Source organism: Brachybacterium sp. (assembly GCF_036379615.1).
Taxonomy (GTDB): domain Bacteria; phylum Actinomycetota; class Actinomycetes; order Actinomycetales; family Dermabacteraceae; genus Brachybacterium.
Genome location: NZ_DASVGJ010000052.1, coordinates 150,658 through 172,691, shown reverse-complemented (window position 1 = coordinate 172,691; position 22,034 = coordinate 150,658). Strand labels below are relative to the sequence as shown.

Below are 22,034 nucleotides of genomic sequence, written 5' to 3'. Positions count from 1 at the left end.
TAGGTGCCGTCCTCGCGGCCGGTGACGCCCACGTCGATGACCTTCTCGACGCGCGGATCGCTCTCCAGCAGCTCCTTCAGCGCGGACTTGTGGCCGTACCCGGCGTTGTCGGATCCGGTGATGATGGTCAGAGCCATGATGATCTCCTTCGAGAGGTGAGGGTTGTGGTGATCGGTGCAGGGGCCCGTGAACGTGGCCCGTGCAGGTGGTCGGTGTCAGTGGTGGCGGCATTCGGTGTCAGCTGCGGTCGGGCGGCGGCACCGGCCGCGGCGGCGTTCGGCGTCGGCCGCGGCCGGGCGGTGACGTCGGCTGCAGCTCCCGAGCCGTCGGCCGCAGCGGCCGCGAATGCGTGGTTCTCAGCCGTGATCGGAACCGGAACGGCTCAGATCCACGCACTATCGACGATAGGCCACGTCGGCGGGGAGTGGCAGGTGGCCTGCCACGTCGGCAGGGAATGGCAGAGCCACCGGCCCGACCAGACGCCACCGGCGTCGCAGATCAGGACAGGAGCTGCCCGAGCTCCTTCATAAGGATGGAGAAGGAGATCGCGCCCGGGTCCGGCGTGCCGACGGACTTCTCGCCGAGCACACGTGCCCGACCCAGGCTCGCGGTGATCTCCGCGGTGGCGTCGGCCGCCTCGCGCGCGACCTCCGCCGCCTCGAGGATCGCGGCTGCGGCATTGTCGCCGGTGAACGCCTTCTCGAGGGTCTCGCGGAAGGGCGCGGCGGCGTCGACCATGGTCTTGTCGCCCACCTTCGCTCCGCCCAGGCGCTGGACCGCGTCGATGCCGGCGTCGATCGCGTCGACGACGGTGCGGGCCTCGGACCCGGCCTGGTCATCGAACACGCCGCCGGCCGCGATCAGGGCCGCGCCCCAGAGCGCACCGGAGGTGCCGCCGGCCGACTCCGACCAGGCCTCGCCGGCGCGGACCAGCAGCGTGCGTGCACCGGCGCCGCCCTCGAGGGCCTCTTTCGCGGCGGCCGCCGCGCCCTTGGAGCCGTACGCCATGCCCTGGCCGTGGTCGCCGTCGCCCGCGATCGCGTCGATGCGGCCCAGCTCGGCCTCTTCGCGGGCGCAGACCGACTCGAACAGGTCCAGCACGGCGGCGGCCTTCGCGGCCGCGGCGCGGGACTCCTCGCTCGCGGCGGGGATCTCGTCGGCCCCGGCCTCCCAGTAGGAGGTGCGCGGGGTCCGCTCGACCTGCTCCATCGCCCCGCGATGGAAGGCGGGGGTGTCCACCGGGGCGAGCCAGTGCTGCTCGAGCTCCTCGTCGAGGAAGACCAGCGTCAGGGAGAGCCCGGACATGTCCAGGCTGGTCACGAGCTCGCCCACCTCGGGGCGCACCGGAGTGATGCCCGCGGCCTCGAGCAGCTCGGCGACCTTCGCGTAGACCACGAAGAGCTCCTCGTACTTCACGGTGCCGAGGCCGTTGACGAGCACTGCGGCGCGGCCCTGGTAGCCGCCCTCGACGCGCTCGGGCTGCTCGGCGAGGACGCCCTCGACCAGCAGGGTCGCGATCTCGTCGGCCGTGCCGATCTCCTCGTCGCGCACGCCGGGCTCGCCGTGGATGCCGAGGCCCACGCCCATCTGACCGTCCTCGATATGGAACAGCGCGTCCTCCGCACCGGGCAGGGTGGGGCCGTCGAAGGCGACGCCGAAGGAGCGGGTCGCGTCATTGGCCTTCCAGGCGATCCGCTCGGCCTCCTCGATGTCCGCGCCGGCCTCGATCGCGGCGCCGGCGATCTTGAACACCGGCAGGTCGCCGGCGATGCCGCGACGGTCACGATGGTTCTCGGGGGAGTTGGAGACGATGTCATCGCTGACCTTGATGATCCGCACGTCGACGCCCTCGGCGCGCAGCTTCTCCGCTGCGGCGCCGAAGTGGAGCACGTCCCCGGCGTAGTTGCCGAAGCCGAGGATCACACCGCCGCCGTTCTGGGCGTTGCGGGCCACCGAGTAGACCTGGGAGGCCGAGGGGGAGGCGAAGATGTTGCCGCAGGGTGCGCCGTGGCCCATGCCCGGTCCCACCCAGCCGGCGAAGGCGGGGTAGTGGCCGGAGCCGCCGCCGATCACCAGCGCGGGCTGTCCCTGCGGGGTCTCGGTGGGGCGCACCACGCCGCCGTGCACGACCGCGACATGGTCGGGGTGGGCGGCGGCGAGGCCGGCGACGGCATCGCTCGCGAAATCGGCCGGATCGTTGAAGAGGTACGTCATCGTGGTTTCCTCCGATGGCTGCCGCGCGGGGCGGGCGGCATGTGGTCGTGGATGGGACGGGGCGGGTGGCCGCCCACGGCCCCAGTAATCCTATAGGAATCTGGTGGCGGGAAACAGGTCAGAGCCGCCCCCGGTCGGCGGTGCCGGGGCGGGCCCCCCGGTCAGCGGTGCCGGAGCGGGCGTCCGAGCAGGGACGCCCGCTCCCGGGCCTCAGACGACGAGCCAGACCAGGCCGAGGATCGCCATGCTGGTGAAGCCCAGCACGGAGGTCATCACGGTCCATGTCCGCAGACCGTCGGCCACGGAGAGCCCCAGGAACTTCGTCGCGATCCAGAACCCGGAGTCGTTGATGTGCGACAGCGAGACGGAGCCCAGACCGATCGCGAGGATGATCAGGACGATCTGCATGGAGGAGTAGTCTCCGGCGAGCACGGTGCCCTGCACGATGCCCGCGGCGGAGAGCGTCGCCACGGTGCCCGAGCCCTGTGCGACCTTGAACGCCAGCGCGACCAGGAAGGCGAGCAGCAGGATCGGCACGCCGGCGCCCAGGAGCAGCCCGGAGACGGCATCTCCGACCCCGGTCTCGGTGAGGACCTTGGCGAAGACGCCGCCCGCGCCGGTGACCAGGATGACGATCGCGGCCGGGCCGAGGGCTCCGTCCATCACCTCACTGATCTGCGCACGGCCCCAGCCGTGCATGATGCCCATCAGGTACATCGCGGCGAGCGTGGCCACCATGAGCGCGAACGCCGGGGCGCCGAGGAAGGACACGACGTGCGCCGCGGTGGAGCCTTCCGGGAAGATGACCGCACCGACGGTGCCGGCGGCGATCATCAGGATCGGCAGCAGGATCAGGGCGACCACCAGTGCGGCCGGCGGGCGACGGTCGGAGAGGGGCGCGACCGTGACAGCCGTCCCCGAGCTCGCGGTCCCCGGTCCCGCATCGGCCGTGCCGACGGAGGATCCGGTGGGGCCGACGGGGGAGTCTGCGCGCTCGCCGACCGCGCCGCTGCGACCGAAGGTCGCGGCACCGGCCGCGGCGTACTTCTGCTCGATCTCCGGGGAGAGGGCGAAGACCCGAGAGGTCACGCGCTTGCCGACGACGTACACCAGCAGTCCCATCGGGATCGCGAGCACGATGCCGGAGATCGTGACCAGACCCATGAGGTCCTGGCCGAGCAGGGTGGTGGAGCCGACCACGCCGGGATGGGGCGGGACGGTGTTGTGGAGGAACACCATGAACACGGCGATCGGCATGCCGATCGCCACCGGTCCGCGGTGCCCGGCGGCCTTCGCGAAGGCGAAGATGATCGGGACCAGGATGATGAAGGCGACGTCGAAGAAGATCGGGATGGCGACGAGGCCGGACGCGATCAGCAGGGCCTGCTCGAGCCGCTTCTCGCCGAGGGCGCGGGCGGCGGCGTGGGCGATGACCTCGGCACCGCCGGTCTTCTCGATGATGCCGCCGAGCATCGCGCCGAGACCGACCAGCAGGGCGACGCTGCCCAGGGTGCCGCCCATGCCCTCGATCATGAGGGGCACGACGTCCTGGACCGCGACACCGCCGGCGAGGGCCGTTAGCACGGCGACGAACAGCAGTGCGACGAAGGCGGGCCATTTCAGCTTGATGACTGCGAAGAGCAGGATCGCGATCGCGCCGACGGCGATGGCGACGAGCAGGAGGGGGTCCATTGCGAGACCTTTCGATGAGACCGAGGGCGACCGTCGTCGGCCGCCCCCGGCGCGGAGTCGGTTCTGGTCAGCGCTCGATCTTGTCGAGGTTCAGCATCTGGGCCAGGACCTTGTCGAGCTCCTCGTCGTCCCAGACCTTGGTCCAGTCGGGCTTGATGATGCTCTCGCGGCCGTAGTCCATGGCCCGCAGGCAGGCCTCGGAGAACGGGTTCGATCCCCGGAGCGCATTCGTGAGGGAGATGAAGATGTGGCCGTAGAACAGTGCCTTGACGGCCTCCTCCGGGATTCCGACCTCGTGGATGGCGTGGTCCATGGAGTCCTTGAGGAACTGGCCGATCATGCAGCCGGTGGTCTCGACCAGGGTCGGCTCGAGCTGGGCGAGCTGCTTGACGGTCACCCAGTGCACGTCGATGACGGGGGCGTAGATGGCGCGGATGACCTGGGCGGTCGTGTCCCGGATCTGCTCGTCCCCTCCTTCGTACGCGGCGACGACCTCCTGCGGAGCGGCGATCCCGCCGAAGGTGTCGGCCCACTCCTCCTTGGTGGTGCGCTCCAGGAAGACGGACGGGTGGGCCGGGTGTGCGCACGCCTGGTGGACGCCCTCGCGCTCGGCGAGGAGTCCGGCGTAGGCGGCGGCCGGATCGAGGGTCAGGAGGACGGAGCCGTCCTTCATGAGGGGCACGGCCTGCTCGGAGATCTTCCCGAGGATGACGTCCGGCACCGCGAGGATCACCACGTCGGCCGCCTGTGCCGCCTCCTCCAGGGTGGAGACCTCACGGCCGAGCTCCTGGAGGCGCTCCTGGCCGGCCTCGGACGCCTCGACGTAGTAGATGGGGGCGTCGGTGAGGTTGAGGTTGTTGGAGACGCGGGTACCCATCTTGCCCGCGGCGCCGACGACGGCGACGCTGATCGAGGGGTCGAGCTCGACGGACTTGCCGTAGAGGGGGTTCAGTTCCTTGGTGCTGGTCATCGGTGACTCCTTCGTGACGGTGCGACGGGGGCGTCGCGGGATGGTCGCGGCGGTGCCGCGGTGCGGTGCGACGCGGGGCCGCAGGATGTGGGGTGGGGCAGGTGGGCAGGCCTCGGGGCGCTGGCCGTGGCCCCGCAGCGGTCAGGCGGACGCCGGCGGGCGGTGCACGGACCGCCAGTCGCGCAGAGCGGCCAGGGTGCGATCGGTCCAGGCCCTCTCCTCGGCCAGGGTGGTCGAGAGGTCTCCCTGCCAGGGCAGCCAGTGCTCGACGATGGCGCTCGGGGAGCGGCCGTCGGCGTAGACCGCGCCGAGCTCGTGGTCGAGGTCGAGCAGGCCCTCGCCGAGGGGTGCTCCGGAGTAGGTGAACCCGACCCAGCCCTCCTGGCGGGCGAAGGCGAAGTCCTTCACGTGCAGGTTCACGGTGCGGTCTGCGCAGGACTCGACCACGTCCTTGGGGTGCTCCAGGGCGGAGACGCAGTTTGCGGGGTCCAGGCAGATGCCGACGCGGGGGGAGTCGAGCGCGTCGACGATGCCGCGCAGGGTCGCGGTGGGGACCTGCTCGTAGGTCTCGAGCGCGAGGGTGATGTCGCCGCTCTCCACGCGAGGGACGGTGGCGCGCAGCTCGGTGACGGCCGATTCGGGGCCGGCGTCGATCTCGTGGGTCTGGATCATCGTGCGCAGGGTCCGGGCCCCGAGCGTCTCGGCGATGTCGAGGTAGCGGGCCAGGTGGTCGCGGCCGATGGTGCGCGTGCCGAGCTCGAGGTCCAGGCCCAGGATCTCGGCGCGCTCGCGCAGCTCCCGCAGGGCGTGCGCATCGAGCTCCTCGATACGGGGGTCGTCGCAGATCTGGAAGACGTCACAGCCCAGCTGGGCGGCGCGGTCGATCATTCCGGCGATGCCCAACGGCTCGGGGTTGCGGTCCGAGAACTCCCAGAACAGGGCGTAGGTGCCGATGCCGATCTTCATGCGCTGATCACTCCGTCGTGTGCGTCGCGGTGGTCGGGGCCGGTGCGGCAGGGGTGCGCTCTCGTCGCGGCGAGTGGTCCTCGCGCCTGTCCGCAGCCGCTCCGAGTGCGTGCTGTTGCGAGCACCCTAGAGGCGGAACCCCCAACTGGTCAACCGGTTGGCCAATCCGGAGTGGGGAGGTGGCATGCCGCCGGTAGGCTGAGAACCGTGAACGCGACGACATCCCCCGCCCCGCAGGACCGCCCGGGCAGGCAGGGCTCGCCCTCCCTGCTGAGCTCCTCCGGGGCGGAGCCGGGTGCGCCGGAGGTCCCGCTGCGCATAGGCCGCTCCCCGAGCAGCGCGGTGACCTTCCGTCTGCTGGACCTGCTGCTCGGCGAGAGCATGCGGCCCGGGGACCGCCTGCCGGGGGAGAGGTCGCTCGCGGAGGATCTCGGGGTCGGGCGGAGCGCCGTGCGGGAGGCCATCTCGGCGCTCGAGGTGCTGGGGATCGTCGAGACACGTGCCGGATCTGGCACCTATCTGCGCTCGGGGACGTCCGAGCTGCTGCCCAGCACCCTGTCGTGGTCCCTGCTGCTGGATCAGGACCGCACCTCCGAACTGACCGTGGTCCGCTCCGCGCTCGAGCGCAGCGCCGCCGAGCTCGCCGCGACCCAGCGGACCGAGGAGCAGGCTCGACACCTGCTCGAGCTCGTCGAGGTGCAGCGCGAGGCGGTCGACGACCACGAGCGGTACGTCGAAGCGGACATCGCCTTCCATCGCGAACTCGCGCTGATCGGTGGGAACCGGCTGCTCTCGGAGATCCTCTCGACGACGCGCACGCTGCTGCGCGTGTGGTTCGAGAACTCCGTGGACCGCCGCTCGGACATCGAGGACGCGATCCGCGAGCACGGCGAGATCGCCCGCGCCATCGCCGACCGGGACGTCGAGGCCGCCTCCGCCGCGATGGCGCGGCACATGGGGACCGCGACGGTCCGGATCCTGCGCGACGCGGACGGTCCCGAGGGTCATCGGGGCCACGTCGACGGCGGAGAGACGAGGTTGCGGTGATCTCCGGGCCTCGGTGACCGGGTGACCGGGTGACCGCGGCGCCGGGAGCCGGCTGCCTCGCGGGCGCGGGCGCTGCCGCCGTTCGTTGCCGCCGGGGGGCGCGCCCGAGCCCTCGGGGCTGTCCTCCGGTCCGTCTATCCTATAGGATCACCCTCAGACACTTCCGCCCCCATGAAGGGACAACGATGTTCACGGCAGAGAACTGGCCCATCGGCGCCAACATGCTCTCGTTCGGCAGCACCACCTCGGACGGCACGCCCACGCTGGAGGCCTCCTCCAGCGTCTGGGCCTCGCAGCTGCGCCAGGTCAAGGAGCTCGGCGTCGACCACGTCGACCCCACGGACGCCTGGCTGCCGCTCGCGAAGCTGAGCGACGAGCGCATCGAGGAGTTCCGTCGCGTGCTCGACGGCGAGGGGATGTCCCTCTCCTCGATCTCCATGACCCGCAACTCCGTCGTGGATGTGCACCACGGCGAGCAGAACCTCGCCGATGCGCACCGCTTCATCGAGCTGGCCCCGAGCTTCGGCGTCACGGTCGTGAACACCGGCTTCATGCAGGCCATCACCGAGAAGCAGGCTGAGGCGATCTGGTTCTGGCTCGAGGACGGGCACGTGGACGACCCCGCACTGCGGGACCTCGCCATCGAGCGCGTCCGCGAGCTCGGCGACGCCGCGAAGGCGCAGGGCATCCAGCTGAGCCTCGAGATGTACGAGGACACCTACGTCGGCACCGCCGACGAGGCCGTCGCCTTCCTCCAGGATGTCGACCACGACGCCGTGGGCCTGAACCCTGACATCGGGAACCTGGTGCGGCTGCACCGCGAGGTCGAGCCCTGGCCAGACATGTTCGAGAAGGTCCTGCCGCACTCGAACTTCTGGCACATCAAGAACTACACCCGCGACCTGGATCCGGCGACGGGCGCCTACTCGAGCGCGCCGATGCCGCTGAAGTACGGCTACATCAACTACCGCACCGTGATCCGTCGGGCGCTCGAGCTCGGCTACACCGGGCCGTTCTGCTGTGAGCACTACGGTTCCGACTCCCTCGGCGTGATCGCCGAGAACGTCCAGTACATCCGCCAGGTGCTGACCTCAGCGCTGGCCTGACTCTCGCCGTCCACCTGTCGAAGGAGACACCATGACCCTCGAGATCCATCGCGTCCAGCCCTTCCCCGAGGCGCGCACGGCCGTCGTGACCGGTGCCGGCGCCGCGCGCGGCATCGGCCGCCACGTCGTCCGCAAGCTCGTCGCCGAGGGTTGGAGCGTGGTCGCGGCCGACATCGACGGCTCCGCCGTCGAGGCGTTCGCGGCCGAGCTGAATCAGGAGATCCCCGCCGATTCCGGGCTGACAGTCCTCGGTGTGGGCATCGACGTCGCCGACCCCGCCTCGGTCGAGGCGGGCTTCTCCCGCGTCGATGCCGAGATGCCGCAGCTGGTGGCGCTCGTGAACCTCGCCGGGATCCCCTCTCCGCAGCCGCTGATGGAGATCACCCCGGAGAGCTGGGACCGAGTCATGGACGTCAACGCCAAGGGCACCCTGCTGATGACCCAGGCCGCGGCGAGGCGCATGATCGCCGGAGGCGTCGGGGGTCGTGTGGTCAACACCGCCTCGATCACCGCCCTGGACGGCGGCGGCACCTTCTCGAAGTCCGGCTACGCCGCCGCGAAGGCCGCGATCCAGGGCCTGACCCGCGGTGCCGCCCGTGAGCTGGGAGTCCACGGCATCACCGCCAACGTCATCCTGCCCGGCCCCATCGACACCGACATCATGGGCGGCACCCTGACCGACGACCGCAAGGCCGGCATGAGCGAGAACATCCCGCTGCAGCGCGTGGGTCAGCCCCAGGAGGTCGCGGGCCTGGTCGCCTTCCTGGTCGGTGAGGACTCGAGCTACGTCAACGGCACGTCGATCAGCGTCGACGGCGGCAAGCACATGCACTGATCGGACGGATCCGGGGCTGCGCCCCGGGACCCGTCACCCTGTCCGCGGACCCTGGGGCCGAGCGCCCGCAGGGTCTTCGGCGTGCCCTCTGACCTGGGGAGACAGGCCCCAGAAGGGCTCCGAGCGTCTCTTGACAATCGGTCTGAGAGACCGTTCACTATTCCTAGATCCTATTTTATTTTGGAGACTCCCCCGGCGCCGGAACGATGCCGTGCACCGCTGGAGCTCCGCATCTGCTGGAGGACGAAGATGCCCGCACCCGCACTCGCACCCCGAATCGCCCTGACCTTCGGAGACTTCTCCGGCATCGGTCCCGAGCTCGCCGTGCGCCTGCTCTCCGACCCGAAGAACCTCGACGCCGCCCGGATCTCCGCCCTCGTCTCCCCGGGCGAGCTCGCGGCCGCCTCGGAGGCCGCAGGCGTCGAGATCCCGGTCGCGGACGAGCCGACCACCGGTGCCGTCCACCTCATCGGCTCCGATCTGCAGGACGTCGAGGTGCCGCTGCGCGAGACCACCGTCAAGGCCGGCGAGCGGGTGATCCGTGACCTGGAGAAGGCGCTCGCGCTGTTCCAGGCCGGTGAGGCCGACGCGATCATGTTCCTCCCGCTGAACAAGACCTCCCTCCACCTCGCCGGTATGCACGAGGAGGACGAGCTGCGCTGGTTCGCCAAGAAGCTCGGCTTCGACGGCTTCACCAGCGAGGTCAACGTGATCCCCGGCCTCATCACCTCCCGGGTCACCTCCCACATCCCGGTCTCCGAGGTCGCACCCCAGATCAGCGCCGGGCGGGTGCGGCAGGCCGTCGGCCTGCTGCGCGACGTGGTGGCCGGCTCCGGCATCGACGCACCGCGCCTCGCCGTCGCCGCGCTGAACCCTCACGCCGGCGAGAACGGCCAGTTCGGCCGGGAGGAGATCGACCACATCCGCCCCGGTGTCGAGCTGGCACGCGAGGTCGACGGGATCGACGTGTCCGGCCCGTTCCCCAGCGACACGATCTTCATCAAGGCGCGCGACGGCGAGTACGACGGCGTCGTGACGATGTACCACGACCAGGGACAGATCGCGATGAAGCTGATCGGCTTCTCCGACGGCGTGACGGTCCAGGGCGGGCTGCCGGTCCCGATCGCCACCCCGGCCCATGGCACCGCCTACGAGATCGTCGGTCAGAACGTGGCGAGCATCGGCCCCAGCCAGCGTGCCTTCGACATCGCCGTGGGCCTCGGCGTGCAGACCGCCGCACGGCGCCACGCCTGACCGGACCCTCATCCCTTCACACCATGCAAGGAGGCACGGTGCACCTGACACGACGCCATGCCCTGGTGGCGGCTCCGCTCGCCGCCGCCGCCCTCGCGGGCTGCTCCCGCGGGGAGGCAGGACCCTCGACCTCGAGCGTCACGATGATCGTGCCGTTCGCCCCCGGTGGCGGCTCCGACCAGTCCGGTCGGGCCCTCGGGGACGGCCTCGAGCGCGCCACCGGCCGCACCATCTCCGTGGAGAACATCCAGGGCGGCTCGGGGGCCATCGGCTACTCCGAGTTCCTCGGGATGGAGGGTGACGGCTCCAAGCTGCTCGCCACCGAGACCGCTCTGATGGCGCTCGCCCTCACCCAGGACGTGAGGTTCTCCTACGAGGACTTCACCCCGATCTTCAAGGCCGGTGACGACTTCGCGCTGCTCGTCACCCGGCCCGACGCCGGGTACGAGACCGGGATGGACCTGGTGGATGCGGCGCGGGAGCGCAGCATCCTGGTCGGGGTCTCCGGGGCGACGAGCCTCGACGAGATCCTCTTCTCCTTCATCGAGGACGACCAGCAGGTCGAGTTCGACCGCGTCCCGTACGAGTCCGGCGGCGAGGTGCTCGCAGCGCTGCTGGGAGGACACATCGAGGCCGCCTCGCTGAACCCCAGCGAGGTGCTCGGACAGCTGCAGTCCGGCGACCTCCTCGCCCTGTGCGCACTGGCCCCGGAGCGCTACGAGGCCGAGGAGCTCGCGGACATCCCGACCGGGCTCGAGCAGGGACTGAACGTGGCCTTCGCCCAGTTCCGCGCCGTGATCGCCGCCGGAGGCATCAGCGACGAGGCGGCCGAGACCTGGATCCAGGCCGCCCGCGAGTACGCGGAGACGGAGGAGTACCGCTCCTACCTCGCAGAGAACTTCCTGGTCGAGGCGCCTCTGTTCGGTGCCGAGCTCGGTGAGTATTTCACGCAGTACAACGACGACCTCGCGGAGGCCTTCTCATGACACAGACCGCTCGCGAGAAGCGAGAACAGCTGATCTTCCTCGCGGTGGTGGCGGTCCTCGGACTCGCCGCGATCATCGGCGGCATCGGCTACGGCCTGGAGCTCGAGGAGCGCGTCGGCCCGGGCCTCATGCCGTTCGCCGCCGGCATCCTGATGCTGCTGACCGTCGCCGTGCAGGCGGTCGCCCGGCTGCGGACGCCCGTGCACGCGCCGGAGGTTCTGTCGGAGGGTCCGGACGAGCCGGCTCATCCCGAGGCCGTCGCCGAGGGCACGGGTGCTCCCCGTACGGACGCCCGCCTGGTCGCCACGATCTTCCTGCTGATCGTGCTCGCTGTCGGGGCGACCTTCCTGATCGGCATGCTGATCTCGGTGTCGCTCCTGGTCGGCGCGCTGTTCCTGGTCAACGACCGCTCTCGGCCCGCGATCGCGCTGATCGCCACCGCCGCCGCGGGGCTGTTCGGCTGGCTCGTGTTCGCCACCCTCCTGAACGTATCCCTTCCCACCGGCCTCCTCGGCCTGATCTGAGGCGAGTGACCGATGATCGACAACCTTGCCACCGGCTTCGCGGCCTCGCTCTCCCCGGAGAACCTCCTCTGGTGCCTGATCGGCGTCGTCGCCGGCACCGTGATCGGCATGCTGCCCGGCCTCGGGGCCACGACCGGCATCGCGATCCTGATCCCGCTCACCCTCGGGATGGACCCCCTGACCGCGCTCATCATGCTCGCGGGCATCTACTACGGCTGCCAGTACGGCTCGACGATCTCCGCCGTCCTCATCGCGACGCCGGGCGACGCCAACGCCGTCTCCACCGTCATCGACGGCTACGCGATGGCCCGTAAGGGCCGGGCCGGCGCGGCCCTCGCGATCTCCGCGATCGGCTCCTTCGTCGCAGCGATCGTCTCGGTGCTGCTGCTCGCGGCGCTGGCCGCTCCCATCGCGGACCTCGCCCTGAACTTCGGCCCGGTCGAGAACCTCGCCATCATGGTGTTCGCCCTGGCCACCATCGTGTCCTTCTCCGGCGGCAGCGTCTCGAAGGGCCTGATGATGGCGGGCCTCGGCATCCTGCTCTCCACGGTCGGCGTCGCGATGGGCTTCACGACCGCCCGCTTCACCGGCGGCAGCGTGAACCTGCTGGGCGGCCTCGACTTCGTGGTCGTCATGATCGGTGTCTTCGCGATCGGTGAGGTCCTCACCCAGATCTCCCAGGGTGGGGCGGAGCCGATCCGCGCCCGCTTCCGAGACCTCATGATCTCCCGGAAGGAGCTGAAGGAGGCCGCTCCGGCGATCGGCCGCGGCACCGGCCTCGGCTTCGTCTTCGGCTCGCTGCCCGGTGCCGGGTCGACCCTGGCGAGCTTCCTCGCCTACGGCGTGGAGAAGTCCGTCTCCAAGCATCCCGAGGAGTTCGGCAAGGGGGCGATCCGCGGTGTCGCAGCCCCGGAGTCGGCGAACAACTCCGCGGCCAACGCGAACTTCATCCCCACGCTGGCGCTGGGCGTCCCGGGCGGCTCCACCACGGCCGTGCTGCTGGGGGCGTTCATCATGTACGGGATCCAGCCCGGTCCCCTCCTCTTCGAGGAGGAGCCCGTTCTGGTGTGGGGCCTGATCACCTCGTTCTTCATCGGGAACGTGATCCTGCTGGTGCTGAACCTGCCGCTGGCCCCGTTCTTCGCCCAGATCCTGCGCCTGCCCTACAACCACCTCTACCCGTTCATCATCTTCTTCAGCCTGATCGGGGCGTTCGCAGTCGCCGGAAACACCTTCGCCCTGGTGGTGGTCGTGATCGCGAGCCTGCTCGGGTACTTCCTCAAGCGGTTCGACTACCCGAGCGCCCCGCTCATCCTGGGGCTCATCCTCGGCCCGATGACGGAGAAGGCCCTCGTGCAGACCTCCGCCTTCGGGCGCGGGGACCTGTCGATCATCCTCGGCTCCCCGGTGGCCGTGGTGATCCTGGTGCTCGCCGTCGTCCTCGGCGCGGCACCCGTGGTCCTGCGCGCCCTCCGCTCGCATCGGACCGTCGCGGCGGCCTGAGGAGCGCCGCCCTCGGAGCCGGGCCGAGGGCGGCGCGAGATCGTGAGGGGCACCGGTCACGAGGGGTCCGCGGTGCGGTGCTCCACAGGGGTAGCCGATATCCAATAGGATCACTATCCTCGAAGCTGCATCCGCCCGACGGCTCCGGCCGTGGCACCGGCGGTACAGGCTCCGTCCTCCGGGACGGCGCGCAACCCGGACGAAGGAGTTCATCTCATGACCATCTCCACCGTGACGATCGTCGGCGCCGGCTACATGGGCGGCGGCATCGCCCAGGTCCTGGCCATCGCCGGCTTCCAGGTGACCATCGCCGATGTCGACGTCGCCGTCGCCGACGCCTCCCTCGAGCGCCTCCAGAAGGAGGCCCGCGACTTCGAGGAGCAGGGTCTGTACGCCCCCGGCTCCGCGGACCTCGTCGCGAAGAACATCTCCGCCGGCAAGACGATCGAAGAGGCCGTCGCGGAGGTCGACTTCATCGAGGAGGCCGTGTTCGAGCGGATCGACGTCAAGCGCGACGTGCTCGCAAAGATCTCCGAGCACGCCCGCCCCGACGCGATCATCGGCACCAACACCTCGACCATCCCGGTCAAGGAGCTCGAGAGCGCGGTGAAGCACCCCGAGCGGTTCCTCACCGTCCACTTCTCGAACCCCGCGCCCTTCATCCCGGGCGTCGAGCTCGTGGCCGGGAAGGACACCACCCCCGAGGCCGTCGCCGCCGTCAAGGAGCTGCTCGAGAAGAGCGGCAACCAGGGCGCGCAGGTCGCGGACACCCCCGGCATGGTGCTGAACCGCCTCCAGTACGCGCTGCTGAAGGAGGCCACCTCGGTGGTCGAGGAGGGCGTCGCCACCGCGGAGGACGTCGACACCATCGTCCGGACCACCTTCGGCTTCCGCCTGGGCTTCTTCGGGCCCTTCGCGATCGTCGACCAGGCCGGTGCGGACGTCTACGCGAACTCCTTCGTCACCTTCGAGAACGCCTTCGGGGACCGCCTGTCCACCCCGAAGATCCTCGCCGACGCCGTCGCTGCGGACCGCAAGGGCGTCAAGAACGGCAAGGGCCTGCTCGGCGACTACGACGAGGCCACCGCCGCGGAGCTGGTCGCCTATCGCAACAAGGCGTACGCCAAGATGTCCCAGCTCCTGGCGGAGCTCGGTCCGGCCCCCAAGCCCCTCCCGAAGAACGACTGACCCCCACCCTTCCCCTTCTTCATCCCACGGGCGCTGCCCGTCGTCCGGGCATCGCCGCCCGGGGCCTGAGCCGAACGCTCGGGACCCGTGCTCGAGCCCGGGTCCCGAGCGTTCGCGCTCCGTGACTCCCGACGTCGTGAGCCCACCCATCCTCAGGAGAAACCGCTGTGGAAGAACTCGTCCTCGCAGACCGGCCCGTCTGGCTGCTTCTGTCGATCGCGGTCATCGCGATCGCCGTCCTGCTCGTCCTCATCATCAAAGTGCGCCTGCACGCCTTCTTCTCCCTCCTGATCGTCGCGGTCGCCACCGGCCTCGCGGCCGGGATCGGCGTCGGTGACGTCATCGACGTGGTGATCTCCGGCTTCAGCACGACCGTCGGCACGGTCGCCCTCCTGGTCGGCTTCGGCGCCGTACTGGGACGACTCATCGAGATCACCGGCGGCGCCCAGGTGCTCGCCGACAAGATGCTCGACACCTTCGGGGAGAAGCGAGCTCCGCTCGCGCTCGCCGTCGCCTCGCTGTTCTACGCCTTCCCGATCTTCCTGGACGCCGGTTTCATCGTGATGCTGCCGGTGATCTACACCGTCGCCCGGCGTCTCGGCGGCTCCTTCATGCTCTATGTGCTGCCGTCGATCGCGTCGTTCATGATGATGCACGCCCTGCTGCCCCCGCATCCGGGCCCCACCGCCGCCGCCACCGTCATGGGCGTGGACGTCGGCCTCGTGATCGTCATCGGCCTCCTCATCGGTCTCCCCACCTGGTACTTCGGTGGCTACCTGGTCGCTGTCGCCATCGCCAAGCGGTTCCCGAACACCCCGGTGCCGGCGCTGCTCGGCGAGCCGCGAGACGTCCCGAAGGATGAGCGTCCCGCCTTCGGCTCGATCATCGTGGTGCTGCTCATGCCGCTGGTGCTGATCTTCTTCAACACCGGCATGGCGACCCTCGAGAAGTCCGGCACGGTCGGCGATGACAACATCTTCTTCGAGTTCTCCCGCCTCCTCGGGGCGACCCCGGTGGCCATGGCGCTGTCCGCGCTGACCGCGATGCTGCTGCTGTACGTGATCCCGCGGCGCCGCCGCGGTCAGAAGGTCGGCGGGCTGCTCGAGGATCTGGTGGATGACGCGCTCGCTCCCGTCTGCTCGATCATTCTGATCACCGGTGCGGGCGGCGCCTTCGGCCGCATCCTCACCGAGACCGGCATCGGCACCGAGATCGCGAACGGTCTGGATGCGATGGGCCTTCCGCTCATCGTCTCCGCCTACCTCGTGACCATGGCCATGCGCATCGCCCAGGGCTCGGCCACCGTTGCTGCCACCACCGGCGCCGCGATCATGGCTCCGGCGATCGCGGGCGGAGACTTCAGCTCGGTCGCCGTGGCCGCCATGGTCATCGCGATCGGTGCCGCCTCGATCGGCTGGTCGCACGTGAACGACTCCGGTTTCTGGCTGATCGGCAAGTTCTGTGGCTTCGACACCGTGACCACCTTCAAGACCTGGTCCGTCGTGGGCACGACCATCTCGCTCGTCGGCTTCGCGCTGTCGGCGGTGGTGTTCGTCATCGTCGCCTGATCTGCGTCTGACAGAGTGAGGGCCGGTGCGCGATGTCGCATCGGCCCTCGCACGTTCCCGTTCCGCTCCTGCCCATCGGAAGAAGGCCCCTGTGACCGTCGCCGCCGCCCGCCGCCTGCTGATCCTCGACGACGACCCCACCGGCTCGCAGTGCGTGGCCGGCATCGATGTCGCCTTCGACCAGGACCCGGCGATCCCGGTCCAGGTGCTCGCCGAGCCCGGCTCCGCCTGCTTCGTGCTGACCAACACCCGGGCCCTGGACGAGACGGCGGCGACAGCGATGAACCGCCGGATCGTCGGGGGAGTGCTCGAGGGCGGGATCCCCGCGCGCGGGCTGCATGTGGTGTCCCGCTCGGATTCCACCCTGCGTGGCCATGTGATCGCCGAACCCCTCGCGATCGCCGACGAGCTCGCCGCCCACGGGGTCGAGGTCGACGCCTTCGTGCTGTGCCCGGCGATGATCGAGGCCGGCCGCTTCACCGAGGGCGACATCCACTACGCCACGGTCGACGGGCAGGCGGTCGAGGTCGCCGAGACCGACTTCGCCCGTGATGCGACCTTCGGGTTCAGCCGCTCGAACCTGCGCGAGTTCCTCGCCGAGCGCTCCGGCGGCGCGATCGACGCGGCGAGCGTGCTCAGCATCTCGCTCGAGGACATCCGCACCGGCGGCCCGGAGCGGGTGCGCGAGATCCTCGCCGGGGCTCGCGAGCGGGCCTGGGTGGTCGTCAACGCCACCGAGTACTCCGACATGGAGGTCGTCGCCGCGGCGATGGCGTCGCTCGAGGCCGAGGGCCGCACCTTCGTCTCCCGCTGCGCACCGTCCTTCGTGCGGCCGCTGACCGGCCAGTCCGGTGCCCGGGTGGTCGATGCGGGCGCGATCACCATCCCCGCGGGGCGGCTGGAGCACGGCCTGGTCGTCGTCGGCTCCCACGTGGGCCTCACCACCACCCAGCTGCGCGCCGTGCAGGAGCGCGGCACCCTCACCGAGATCGAGATCGACGTCCCCGCCGTCCTGGACGAGCGCCGCGAGCAGCACCTCGGCGAGCTCGCGGAGACGGTGCGCGAGAGCCTGACCCGCAGCGACTGCGTGCTCTACACCAGCCGTGACCTGGTGCGCACCGAGGACCCGGCCGAGTCCCTCGCGATCGCCCGCAGCGTCTCGGACGCGGTGGTCGAGATCGTCCAGCGGGTGCGCACCGCCCGGCCCGCCTGGGTGGTCGCCAAGGGCGGCATCACCTCCCACGAGGTCGCCGCGCACGGCCTCGGGATCCGCCGCGCCCGGGTCGAGGGCCAGTTCTGGGCCGGGCAGGTCTCCCTGTTCGCCGCCGAGGAGGCCCCCGAGGAGGTGCTCGGCATGCCCTACGTCGTCTTCCCCGGCAACGTGGGTGGGGCGCAGGCCCTCGCCGACGTGGTCGACACCCTCACCGCCGCCGTCACGGCCCGCTGACCCGCCCGTCCCATCGCTGTTCGCTGAGGAGTCCCCATGACCATCGCTGCCGCTGCTGCTGACACTGCCGTCGCCTGGATCGGGCTCGGTGCCATCGGCACCCCGATGGCCCGCACCGCCGCCGCGGGCGGATTCCGCATCACCGCCTTCGACCTGAACCCCGCCGCCCGCGAGGCCGTGGCCGACGTCGCCACCCCTGCCGCCTCGGCCCGCGAAGCGGCCCGGGGTGCCGATGTCGTGGTCGTCATGGTCGCGACCCCCGCCCAGCTGGACTCCGTCCTCGTCGGCGAGGACGGCATCGCGGAGGTCCTCACCGAGACGACGACGCTGCTGATCATGTCGACCGTCGGTCCCGCCGCGATCGAGCAGACCCTCACGACGCTCGAGGGCATCACCTCCCACGTGGTCGACGCCCCCGTCTCCGGCGGCGCCGTCCGCGCCGCGACCGGCGACCTGCTGGTGATGGTCGGCGGCGCCGAGTCCGACGTCGCCGCCGTGCGGCCGCTGCTGGACGCCCTCGCCGCGAACGCCCCCGTGGTGGGAGCGACGCCCGGCGACGGCCAGCGCTTCAAGATCGTCAACCAGCTGCTGTGCGGGGTGCACATCGCCGCCGCCGGAGAGGCGCTCGCGCTCGCCGACTCGATGGGCCTGGACCTGACGCAGGTCCACGAGGTCCTCGGCACCGGCGCGGCGGCCTCCTTCATGTTCGGCGACCGCGGCCAGCGCATGGTCGACGGCGCCTTCGACGATGTCCGCTCCGCACTGACCATCTTCGTGAAGGACATGGGGCTGGTCGCCGAGGCCGCGGCGGAGGTGGGCCAGGAGGTGCCGCTCGCAGCGTCGGCCCAGGAGCTGTACCAGCGTGGCAGCGAGCTCGGCTGGGACCGTCGCGACGACTCGATCGTCTACGAGGTGCTGCGCGGCGCGGCCGACTGACGGGCCGCGCGCGGTTCGACGGCTCTCGCCCTCACGGCCAGGCTCGACGAAAGTCGGTGTCCCGTCACGGCTGACTCTGGTCGCATGGAGGTCTCAGACCTGAGGAGCGAGGTATGACGACGTCGAATCATCACCAGGAGCGCCGCGAGGAGATCGAGCAGCGCTCGGCAGAGCCTGCGAGCCGAGGCGGGATCCTCACCCTGTGGATCATCCTGGGCGCGGTGTTCTGCGGCGCGGTCGGCCACCTGATCGGGCAGGCGCTTCCAGGGGACTTCGCCGTCGGAACGGGGATCGGGCTCGGCGCGGGGGTTGCGCTCGGGGCCGCGATCGGAACGCGTCGGGCAGACGCGATCGACCGGGAGATCGTGCGCCGTGCGGAGGAAGCCGGCGACATGCGCCGTGCGGAGGGCGCCGGCGCCGAGTAAGAACAGGGCTCCACGGACGGAGGAGGGCGAGATGGCGCAGGACCACGACGACGGTGCCCCCGGGCCTCCCACGCCCGAGACCCTGGAGGAGAGGAAGCTCCGGTGCATCGGTATGGGGCTCGCCCTGGGAATGAGCTTCGGGGGCTGGCGTCGGCCTCCTGCGGGCCCGTCAGCTGCGCGTGCGCACCCCGGTGACACCGCCGTCGATCGACAGCAGCACGCCCACGGTCGATCGATTGCGGGGGGAGGCGAGGTAGCAGTGCGCTTCGGCGACCTCCTCGGGCGCGACCAGCCGGCCGTGGGGCTGGCGGGCCTCGAGCGCCGCACGCTCGGCGACGGGGTCATCGGCCGCCTCCAGCAGCCGCCCCACCCAGGGGGTGTCCGCGGTGCCGGGCAGCACCGCGTTGACGCGGATCCCCTCGCCGATCAGATCCGCGGCCATCGCGAGGGTCATCGACTGCACCGCGCCCTTGGTGGCGGAGTAGAGCACCCGCTGCGGCAGGCCCACGGCCGAGGCGATCGAGGCGGTGTTGACGATCGCGGCATGCGCGGAGCGTCGCAGGTGGGGGAGCGCGGCGCGGACCACGCGCGCCACCGAGGTGACGTTCACGTCGAACGCCCGCGCCCATTCCGCGTCGTCGTTCGCAGCGACGTCCCCCTGTGCGCCGATCCCGGCATTGTTGATCACCACGTCCACCCCGCCGAGCTGCTCGGCCGCCGTGGCCACGGCCTCCTGGACGCTCGCCGGGTCCGCGACGTCGCAGTGCAGCGGGAGCGTGCCCGAGGGCGCCCTCTCGGGCGTCAGATCGAGCACGGCGACCTGCGCACCGCGCTCCAGCAGGGCGATCGCGGTGGCGGCGCCGATACCGGAGGCGCCACCGGTGACCAGAGCGCGAAGGCCGGAGAACTCCCGGGCGGGTGCGTTCTCGGAGGGAGAGGTGGAGGGCACGGCGGGCTCCTTGGAAGCATCGGGGGCGGCAACTCTGCCTAATCATCCTAGCTCTTGACGGTGCCTGCACGTGCATGCGACACCTTCTGCCGAGCCGTCCACGCCCTTTCCCCCCGCTCCCTGTGCCAGTATCTGCTCCATACATGGGATGATAGGTCGGAGTCGATGGAACATGGGCGTCCCTCGGCTATCAGTACCGTTGCCCGATCTCGAACGGAGTGCCTGTGGAACTGCGACGTCTCGGCCCGGTGGGCCAGGAGGAGCCGGCTGTCGTCTCCGAAGGGGTGACCTATCGGCTCGCCCCGGTGACCGGTGACATCGACGGGGACTTCCTCGCCGGCGGTGGCATAGCCGCGGTCCGCGAGGCGCTCCTCGCCGGGGACCTGACCGTCTGGGAGGGGGCCGAGGCCGAGCGCGTCGGGCCCCCGATCGCGCGCCCGCAGGCCGTGCTGTGCATCGGCCAGAACTACGCCGCGCACGCCGCGGAGTCCGGGGCCGAGCCGCCCAAGGTGCCGATCCTGTTCCACAAGCACCCCAACACCGTCGTCGGCCCCCACGACGACGTCGAGATCCCGCCGGGCGCCGAGAAGGTCGACTGGGAAGTGGAGTTGGGCGTCGTGATCGGCGCCGAAGCCGCCTATCTCCCCGATGAGCAGGCCGCCCTCGACGTCATCGCCGGCTATGTCACCAGCCACGACGTCTCCGAGCGGAACTACCAGCTCGCCGAGTCCGGCGGCCAGTGGTCCAAGGGCAAGAACGCTCGCGGCTTCAACCCGCTGGGCCCCTCCCTGATCCCGGCCGACCGGATCGACCCGCAGTCGCTGCGGCTCTGGTCCAGCGTGAACGGCGAACCGCGCCAGGACTCCACCACCGCGGACATGATCTTCACGGTCGCGCAGATCATCCACCACCTCTCGCAGTTCATGGTGCTCTCGCCGGGCGACCTCGTGAACACCGGCACCCCGCAGGGCGTCGCGCTCTCCGGCCGCTTCCCGTACCTCGGTGCCGGGGACGTGGTGGAGATCGGCATCGAGCAGCTCGGCACGCAGCGCACCACCTTCGTCCCGGCTCCGGCCGCTGTGCAGAGAGTGACCCGATGAGCACCTTCACCGCCCTGGACGTCCAGGACGTCCGCTTCCCCACCAGCCGCAACCTCGACGGCTCCGATGCGATGAACACGGATCCGGACTACTCCGCTGCGTACCTCACCGTGCGCACCGATGCACCGGACGAGGGCACCGCGCTGGTGTTCACCATCGGGCGCGGCAACGACGTCCAGAGCGCCGCGATCGCGGCCCTGGCCCCGCATCTGGTGGGCCGGGAGGTCGAGGCGGTCCTCGCCGACCTCGGCGGCATGTACCGGGAGCTCGCCCACGACTCGCAGCTGCGCTGGCTGGGCCCGGACAAGGGTGTGATGACCATGGCGATCGGCGCCGTGGTCAACGCCCTGTGGGATCTGCGCGCCCGGCGCGAGGGACGCCCGCTGTGGCTCACCCTCGCCTCGCTCAGCCCCGAGGAGCTGCTGGATCTGGTGGATCTGCGCTACCTCGAGGACGCCCTGACCCGCGAGGAGGCGCTGGAGATCCTGCGCCGGGGCGCCGAGGGCAAGGAGCGGCGCATCGCCGCGCTGCGCGAACGCGGTGTCCCCGCCTACACCACCACTCCCGGCTGGCTCGGCTACAGCGACGAGAAGCTCACCCGCCTGCTGCGCGAGGCCCGCGCTGAGGGCTTCGAGATGGTCAAGCTCAAGGTCGGGGCCGACGCCGCGGACGACGAGCGCCGGATGCGGATCGCCCGCGAGGTGCTGGGCGAGGGCTTCCCGATCGCGATCGACGCGAACCAGCGCTGGGGCGCCGCCGAGGCGATCGAGGCGATCCGCTCCCTCGCTGCGTACGACCCCTACTGGGTCGAGGAGCCCACCAGCCCCGACGACATCCTCGCCCACGCCGCGATCCGTCGGGGGGTCTCCCCGATCCGGATCGCCACCGGTGAGCAGGGTGCCAGCCGTGTGCTGTTCAAGCAGCTGCTGCAGGCAGGATCGATCGACGTGCTCCAGGCCGACGCCACCCGCGTCGCCGGGGTCAACGAGAACCTCGCCATCCTGCTGCTGGCCAAGAAGTTCGACGTGCCCGTGTGCCCGCACGCCGGGGGCGTGGGCCTGTGCGAGATGGTCCAGCATCTCGCCTTCCTCGACGCGGTCGCCATCGCCGGGACCGATTCCCGCCGACGCATCGAGTTCGTCGACCACCTCCACGAGCACTTCGAGGTCCCGGTGCGGATCGTGGACGGCGCCTACATGGCCCCCGAGGAGCCCGGCGGCGGTGCCCGCATGCATGCCGCCTCGGTCTCCGATCATCTGTTCCCCGACGGACCGGTCTGGGCGGACGAGCAGGCGGCGCTCGCCCCGACCGCCGCAGGCTGAGA

At 70.7% G+C, this 22,034-nt stretch carries 19 protein-coding genes; 14 read left to right on the top strand and 5 right to left on the bottom strand.

Annotated elements, in window-relative coordinates; all coding sequences use genetic code 11:
* Nucleotides 1–498 precede the first annotated feature (498 nt).
* The 4 genes from VF289_RS10535 to VF289_RS10520 all read right to left on the bottom strand — a co-directional run bounded on the left by VF289_RS10535 (nucleotide 499) and on the right by VF289_RS10520 (nucleotide 5,842).
* Nucleotides 499–2,214, bottom strand: a complete 1,716-nt coding sequence (locus VF289_RS10535) for a dihydroxyacetone kinase family protein (protein ID WP_330883811.1) — start codon at nucleotides 2,212–2,214, stop codon at nucleotides 499–501.
* 210 nt (nucleotides 2,215–2,424) lie between these two features.
* On the bottom strand, nucleotides 2,425–3,906 hold the full coding sequence (locus VF289_RS10530) for an SLC13 family permease (RefSeq protein WP_330883809.1): 1,482 nt from the start codon (nucleotides 3,904–3,906) through the stop codon (nucleotides 2,425–2,427).
* 67 nt (nucleotides 3,907–3,973) lie between these two features.
* A complete protein-coding gene (locus tag VF289_RS10525) occupies nucleotides 3,974–4,876 on the bottom strand; it encodes a phosphogluconate dehydrogenase C-terminal domain-containing protein (RefSeq protein ID WP_330883807.1) in 903 nt (300 codons plus the stop codon).
* 141 nt (nucleotides 4,877–5,017) lie between these two features.
* Nucleotides 5,018–5,842, bottom strand: coding sequence for a sugar phosphate isomerase/epimerase family protein (locus VF289_RS10520; protein ID WP_330883805.1), 825 nt, complete (start codon nucleotides 5,840–5,842; stop codon nucleotides 5,018–5,020).
* A 207-nt stretch (nucleotides 5,843–6,049) separates the two neighbouring features.
* Here VF289_RS10520 and VF289_RS10515 point away from each other — a divergent pair, with 207 nt between their 5' ends.
* The 12 genes from VF289_RS10515 to VF289_RS10460 all read left to right on the top strand — a co-directional run bounded on the left by VF289_RS10515 (nucleotide 6,050) and on the right by VF289_RS10460 (nucleotide 18,661).
* A complete protein-coding gene (locus VF289_RS10515) occupies nucleotides 6,050–6,889 on the top strand; it encodes a FadR/GntR family transcriptional regulator (protein WP_330883803.1) in 840 nt (279 codons plus the stop codon).
* A 185-nt stretch (nucleotides 6,890–7,074) separates the two neighbouring features.
* Complete coding sequence (locus tag VF289_RS10510; RefSeq protein WP_330883801.1) at nucleotides 7,075–7,995, top strand: sugar phosphate isomerase/epimerase family protein; 921 nt, start codon at nucleotides 7,075–7,077, stop codon at nucleotides 7,993–7,995.
* Nucleotides 7,996–8,026: 31 nt separating this feature from the next.
* Nucleotides 8,027–8,830: an SDR family NAD(P)-dependent oxidoreductase gene (locus VF289_RS10505; protein ID WP_330883799.1), complete on the top strand. Its 804-nt coding sequence runs from the start codon at nucleotides 8,027–8,029 to the stop codon at nucleotides 8,828–8,830.
* A 249-nt stretch (nucleotides 8,831–9,079) separates the two neighbouring features.
* Nucleotides 9,080–10,084 carry a 4-hydroxythreonine-4-phosphate dehydrogenase PdxA gene (locus VF289_RS10500; protein ID WP_330883797.1) on the top strand — a complete coding sequence of 335 codons (1,005 nt, stop codon included), beginning with the start codon at nucleotides 9,080–9,082 and terminating at the stop codon, nucleotides 10,082–10,084.
* Nucleotides 10,085–10,122: 38 nt separating this feature from the next.
* Nucleotides 10,123–11,070 carry a tripartite tricarboxylate transporter substrate binding protein gene (locus VF289_RS10495; RefSeq protein ID WP_330883795.1) on the top strand — a complete coding sequence of 316 codons (948 nt, stop codon included), beginning with the start codon at nucleotides 10,123–10,125 and terminating at the stop codon, nucleotides 11,068–11,070.
* Nucleotides 11,067–11,594: a tripartite tricarboxylate transporter TctB family protein gene (locus VF289_RS10490; protein WP_330883793.1), complete on the top strand. Its 528-nt coding sequence runs from the start codon at nucleotides 11,067–11,069 to the stop codon at nucleotides 11,592–11,594. The genes VF289_RS10495 and VF289_RS10490 overlap by 4 nt, the downstream gene beginning before the upstream one ends.
* Nucleotides 11,595–11,606: 12 nt before the next feature.
* Nucleotides 11,607–13,097: a tripartite tricarboxylate transporter permease gene (locus VF289_RS10485; RefSeq protein ID WP_330883791.1), complete on the top strand. Its 1,491-nt coding sequence runs from the start codon at nucleotides 11,607–11,609 to the stop codon at nucleotides 13,095–13,097.
* A 216-nt stretch (nucleotides 13,098–13,313) separates the two neighbouring features.
* Nucleotides 13,314–14,285, top strand: a complete 972-nt coding sequence (locus VF289_RS10480) for a 3-hydroxyacyl-CoA dehydrogenase family protein (RefSeq protein WP_330883789.1) — start codon at nucleotides 13,314–13,316, stop codon at nucleotides 14,283–14,285.
* A gap of 167 nt (nucleotides 14,286–14,452) precedes the next feature.
* Entirely contained in the window at nucleotides 14,453–15,853 is a 1,401-nt protein-coding gene (locus tag VF289_RS10475; RefSeq protein WP_330883787.1) for a GntP family permease, read from the top strand.
* A gap of 91 nt (nucleotides 15,854–15,944) precedes the next feature.
* Nucleotides 15,945–17,300: a four-carbon acid sugar kinase family protein gene (locus tag VF289_RS10470; RefSeq protein ID WP_330883785.1), complete on the top strand. Its 1,356-nt coding sequence runs from the start codon at nucleotides 15,945–15,947 to the stop codon at nucleotides 17,298–17,300.
* 36 nt (nucleotides 17,301–17,336) lie between these two features.
* On the top strand, nucleotides 17,337–18,236 hold the full coding sequence (locus VF289_RS10465; RefSeq protein WP_330883783.1) for an NAD(P)-dependent oxidoreductase: 900 nt from the start codon (nucleotides 17,337–17,339) through the stop codon (nucleotides 18,234–18,236).
* A 113-nt stretch (nucleotides 18,237–18,349) separates the two neighbouring features.
* Nucleotides 18,350–18,661, top strand: a complete 312-nt coding sequence (locus VF289_RS10460) for a hypothetical protein (RefSeq protein ID WP_330883781.1) — start codon at nucleotides 18,350–18,352, stop codon at nucleotides 18,659–18,661.
* Between the two features lie 169 nt (nucleotides 18,662–18,830).
* Here the strand turns inward: VF289_RS10460 and VF289_RS10455 are convergent, their stop codons facing one another.
* On the bottom strand, nucleotides 18,831–19,610 hold the full coding sequence (locus tag VF289_RS10455; RefSeq protein ID WP_330883779.1) for an SDR family oxidoreductase: 780 nt from the start codon (nucleotides 19,608–19,610) through the stop codon (nucleotides 18,831–18,833).
* A 224-nt stretch (nucleotides 19,611–19,834) separates the two neighbouring features.
* Here VF289_RS10455 and VF289_RS10450 point away from each other — a divergent pair, with 224 nt between their 5' ends.
* Together VF289_RS10450 and VF289_RS10445 are read left to right on the top strand one after the other, a co-directional pair.
* Complete coding sequence (locus VF289_RS10450) at nucleotides 19,835–20,710, top strand: fumarylacetoacetate hydrolase family protein (protein ID WP_330883777.1); 876 nt, start codon at nucleotides 19,835–19,837, stop codon at nucleotides 20,708–20,710.
* A complete protein-coding gene (locus VF289_RS10445) occupies nucleotides 20,707–22,032 on the top strand; it encodes an enolase C-terminal domain-like protein (RefSeq protein ID WP_330883775.1) in 1,326 nt (441 codons plus the stop codon). Before VF289_RS10450 ends, VF289_RS10445 begins: the two co-directional genes overlap by 4 nt.
* The last annotated feature ends 2 nt before the right edge of the window (nucleotides 22,033–22,034 follow it).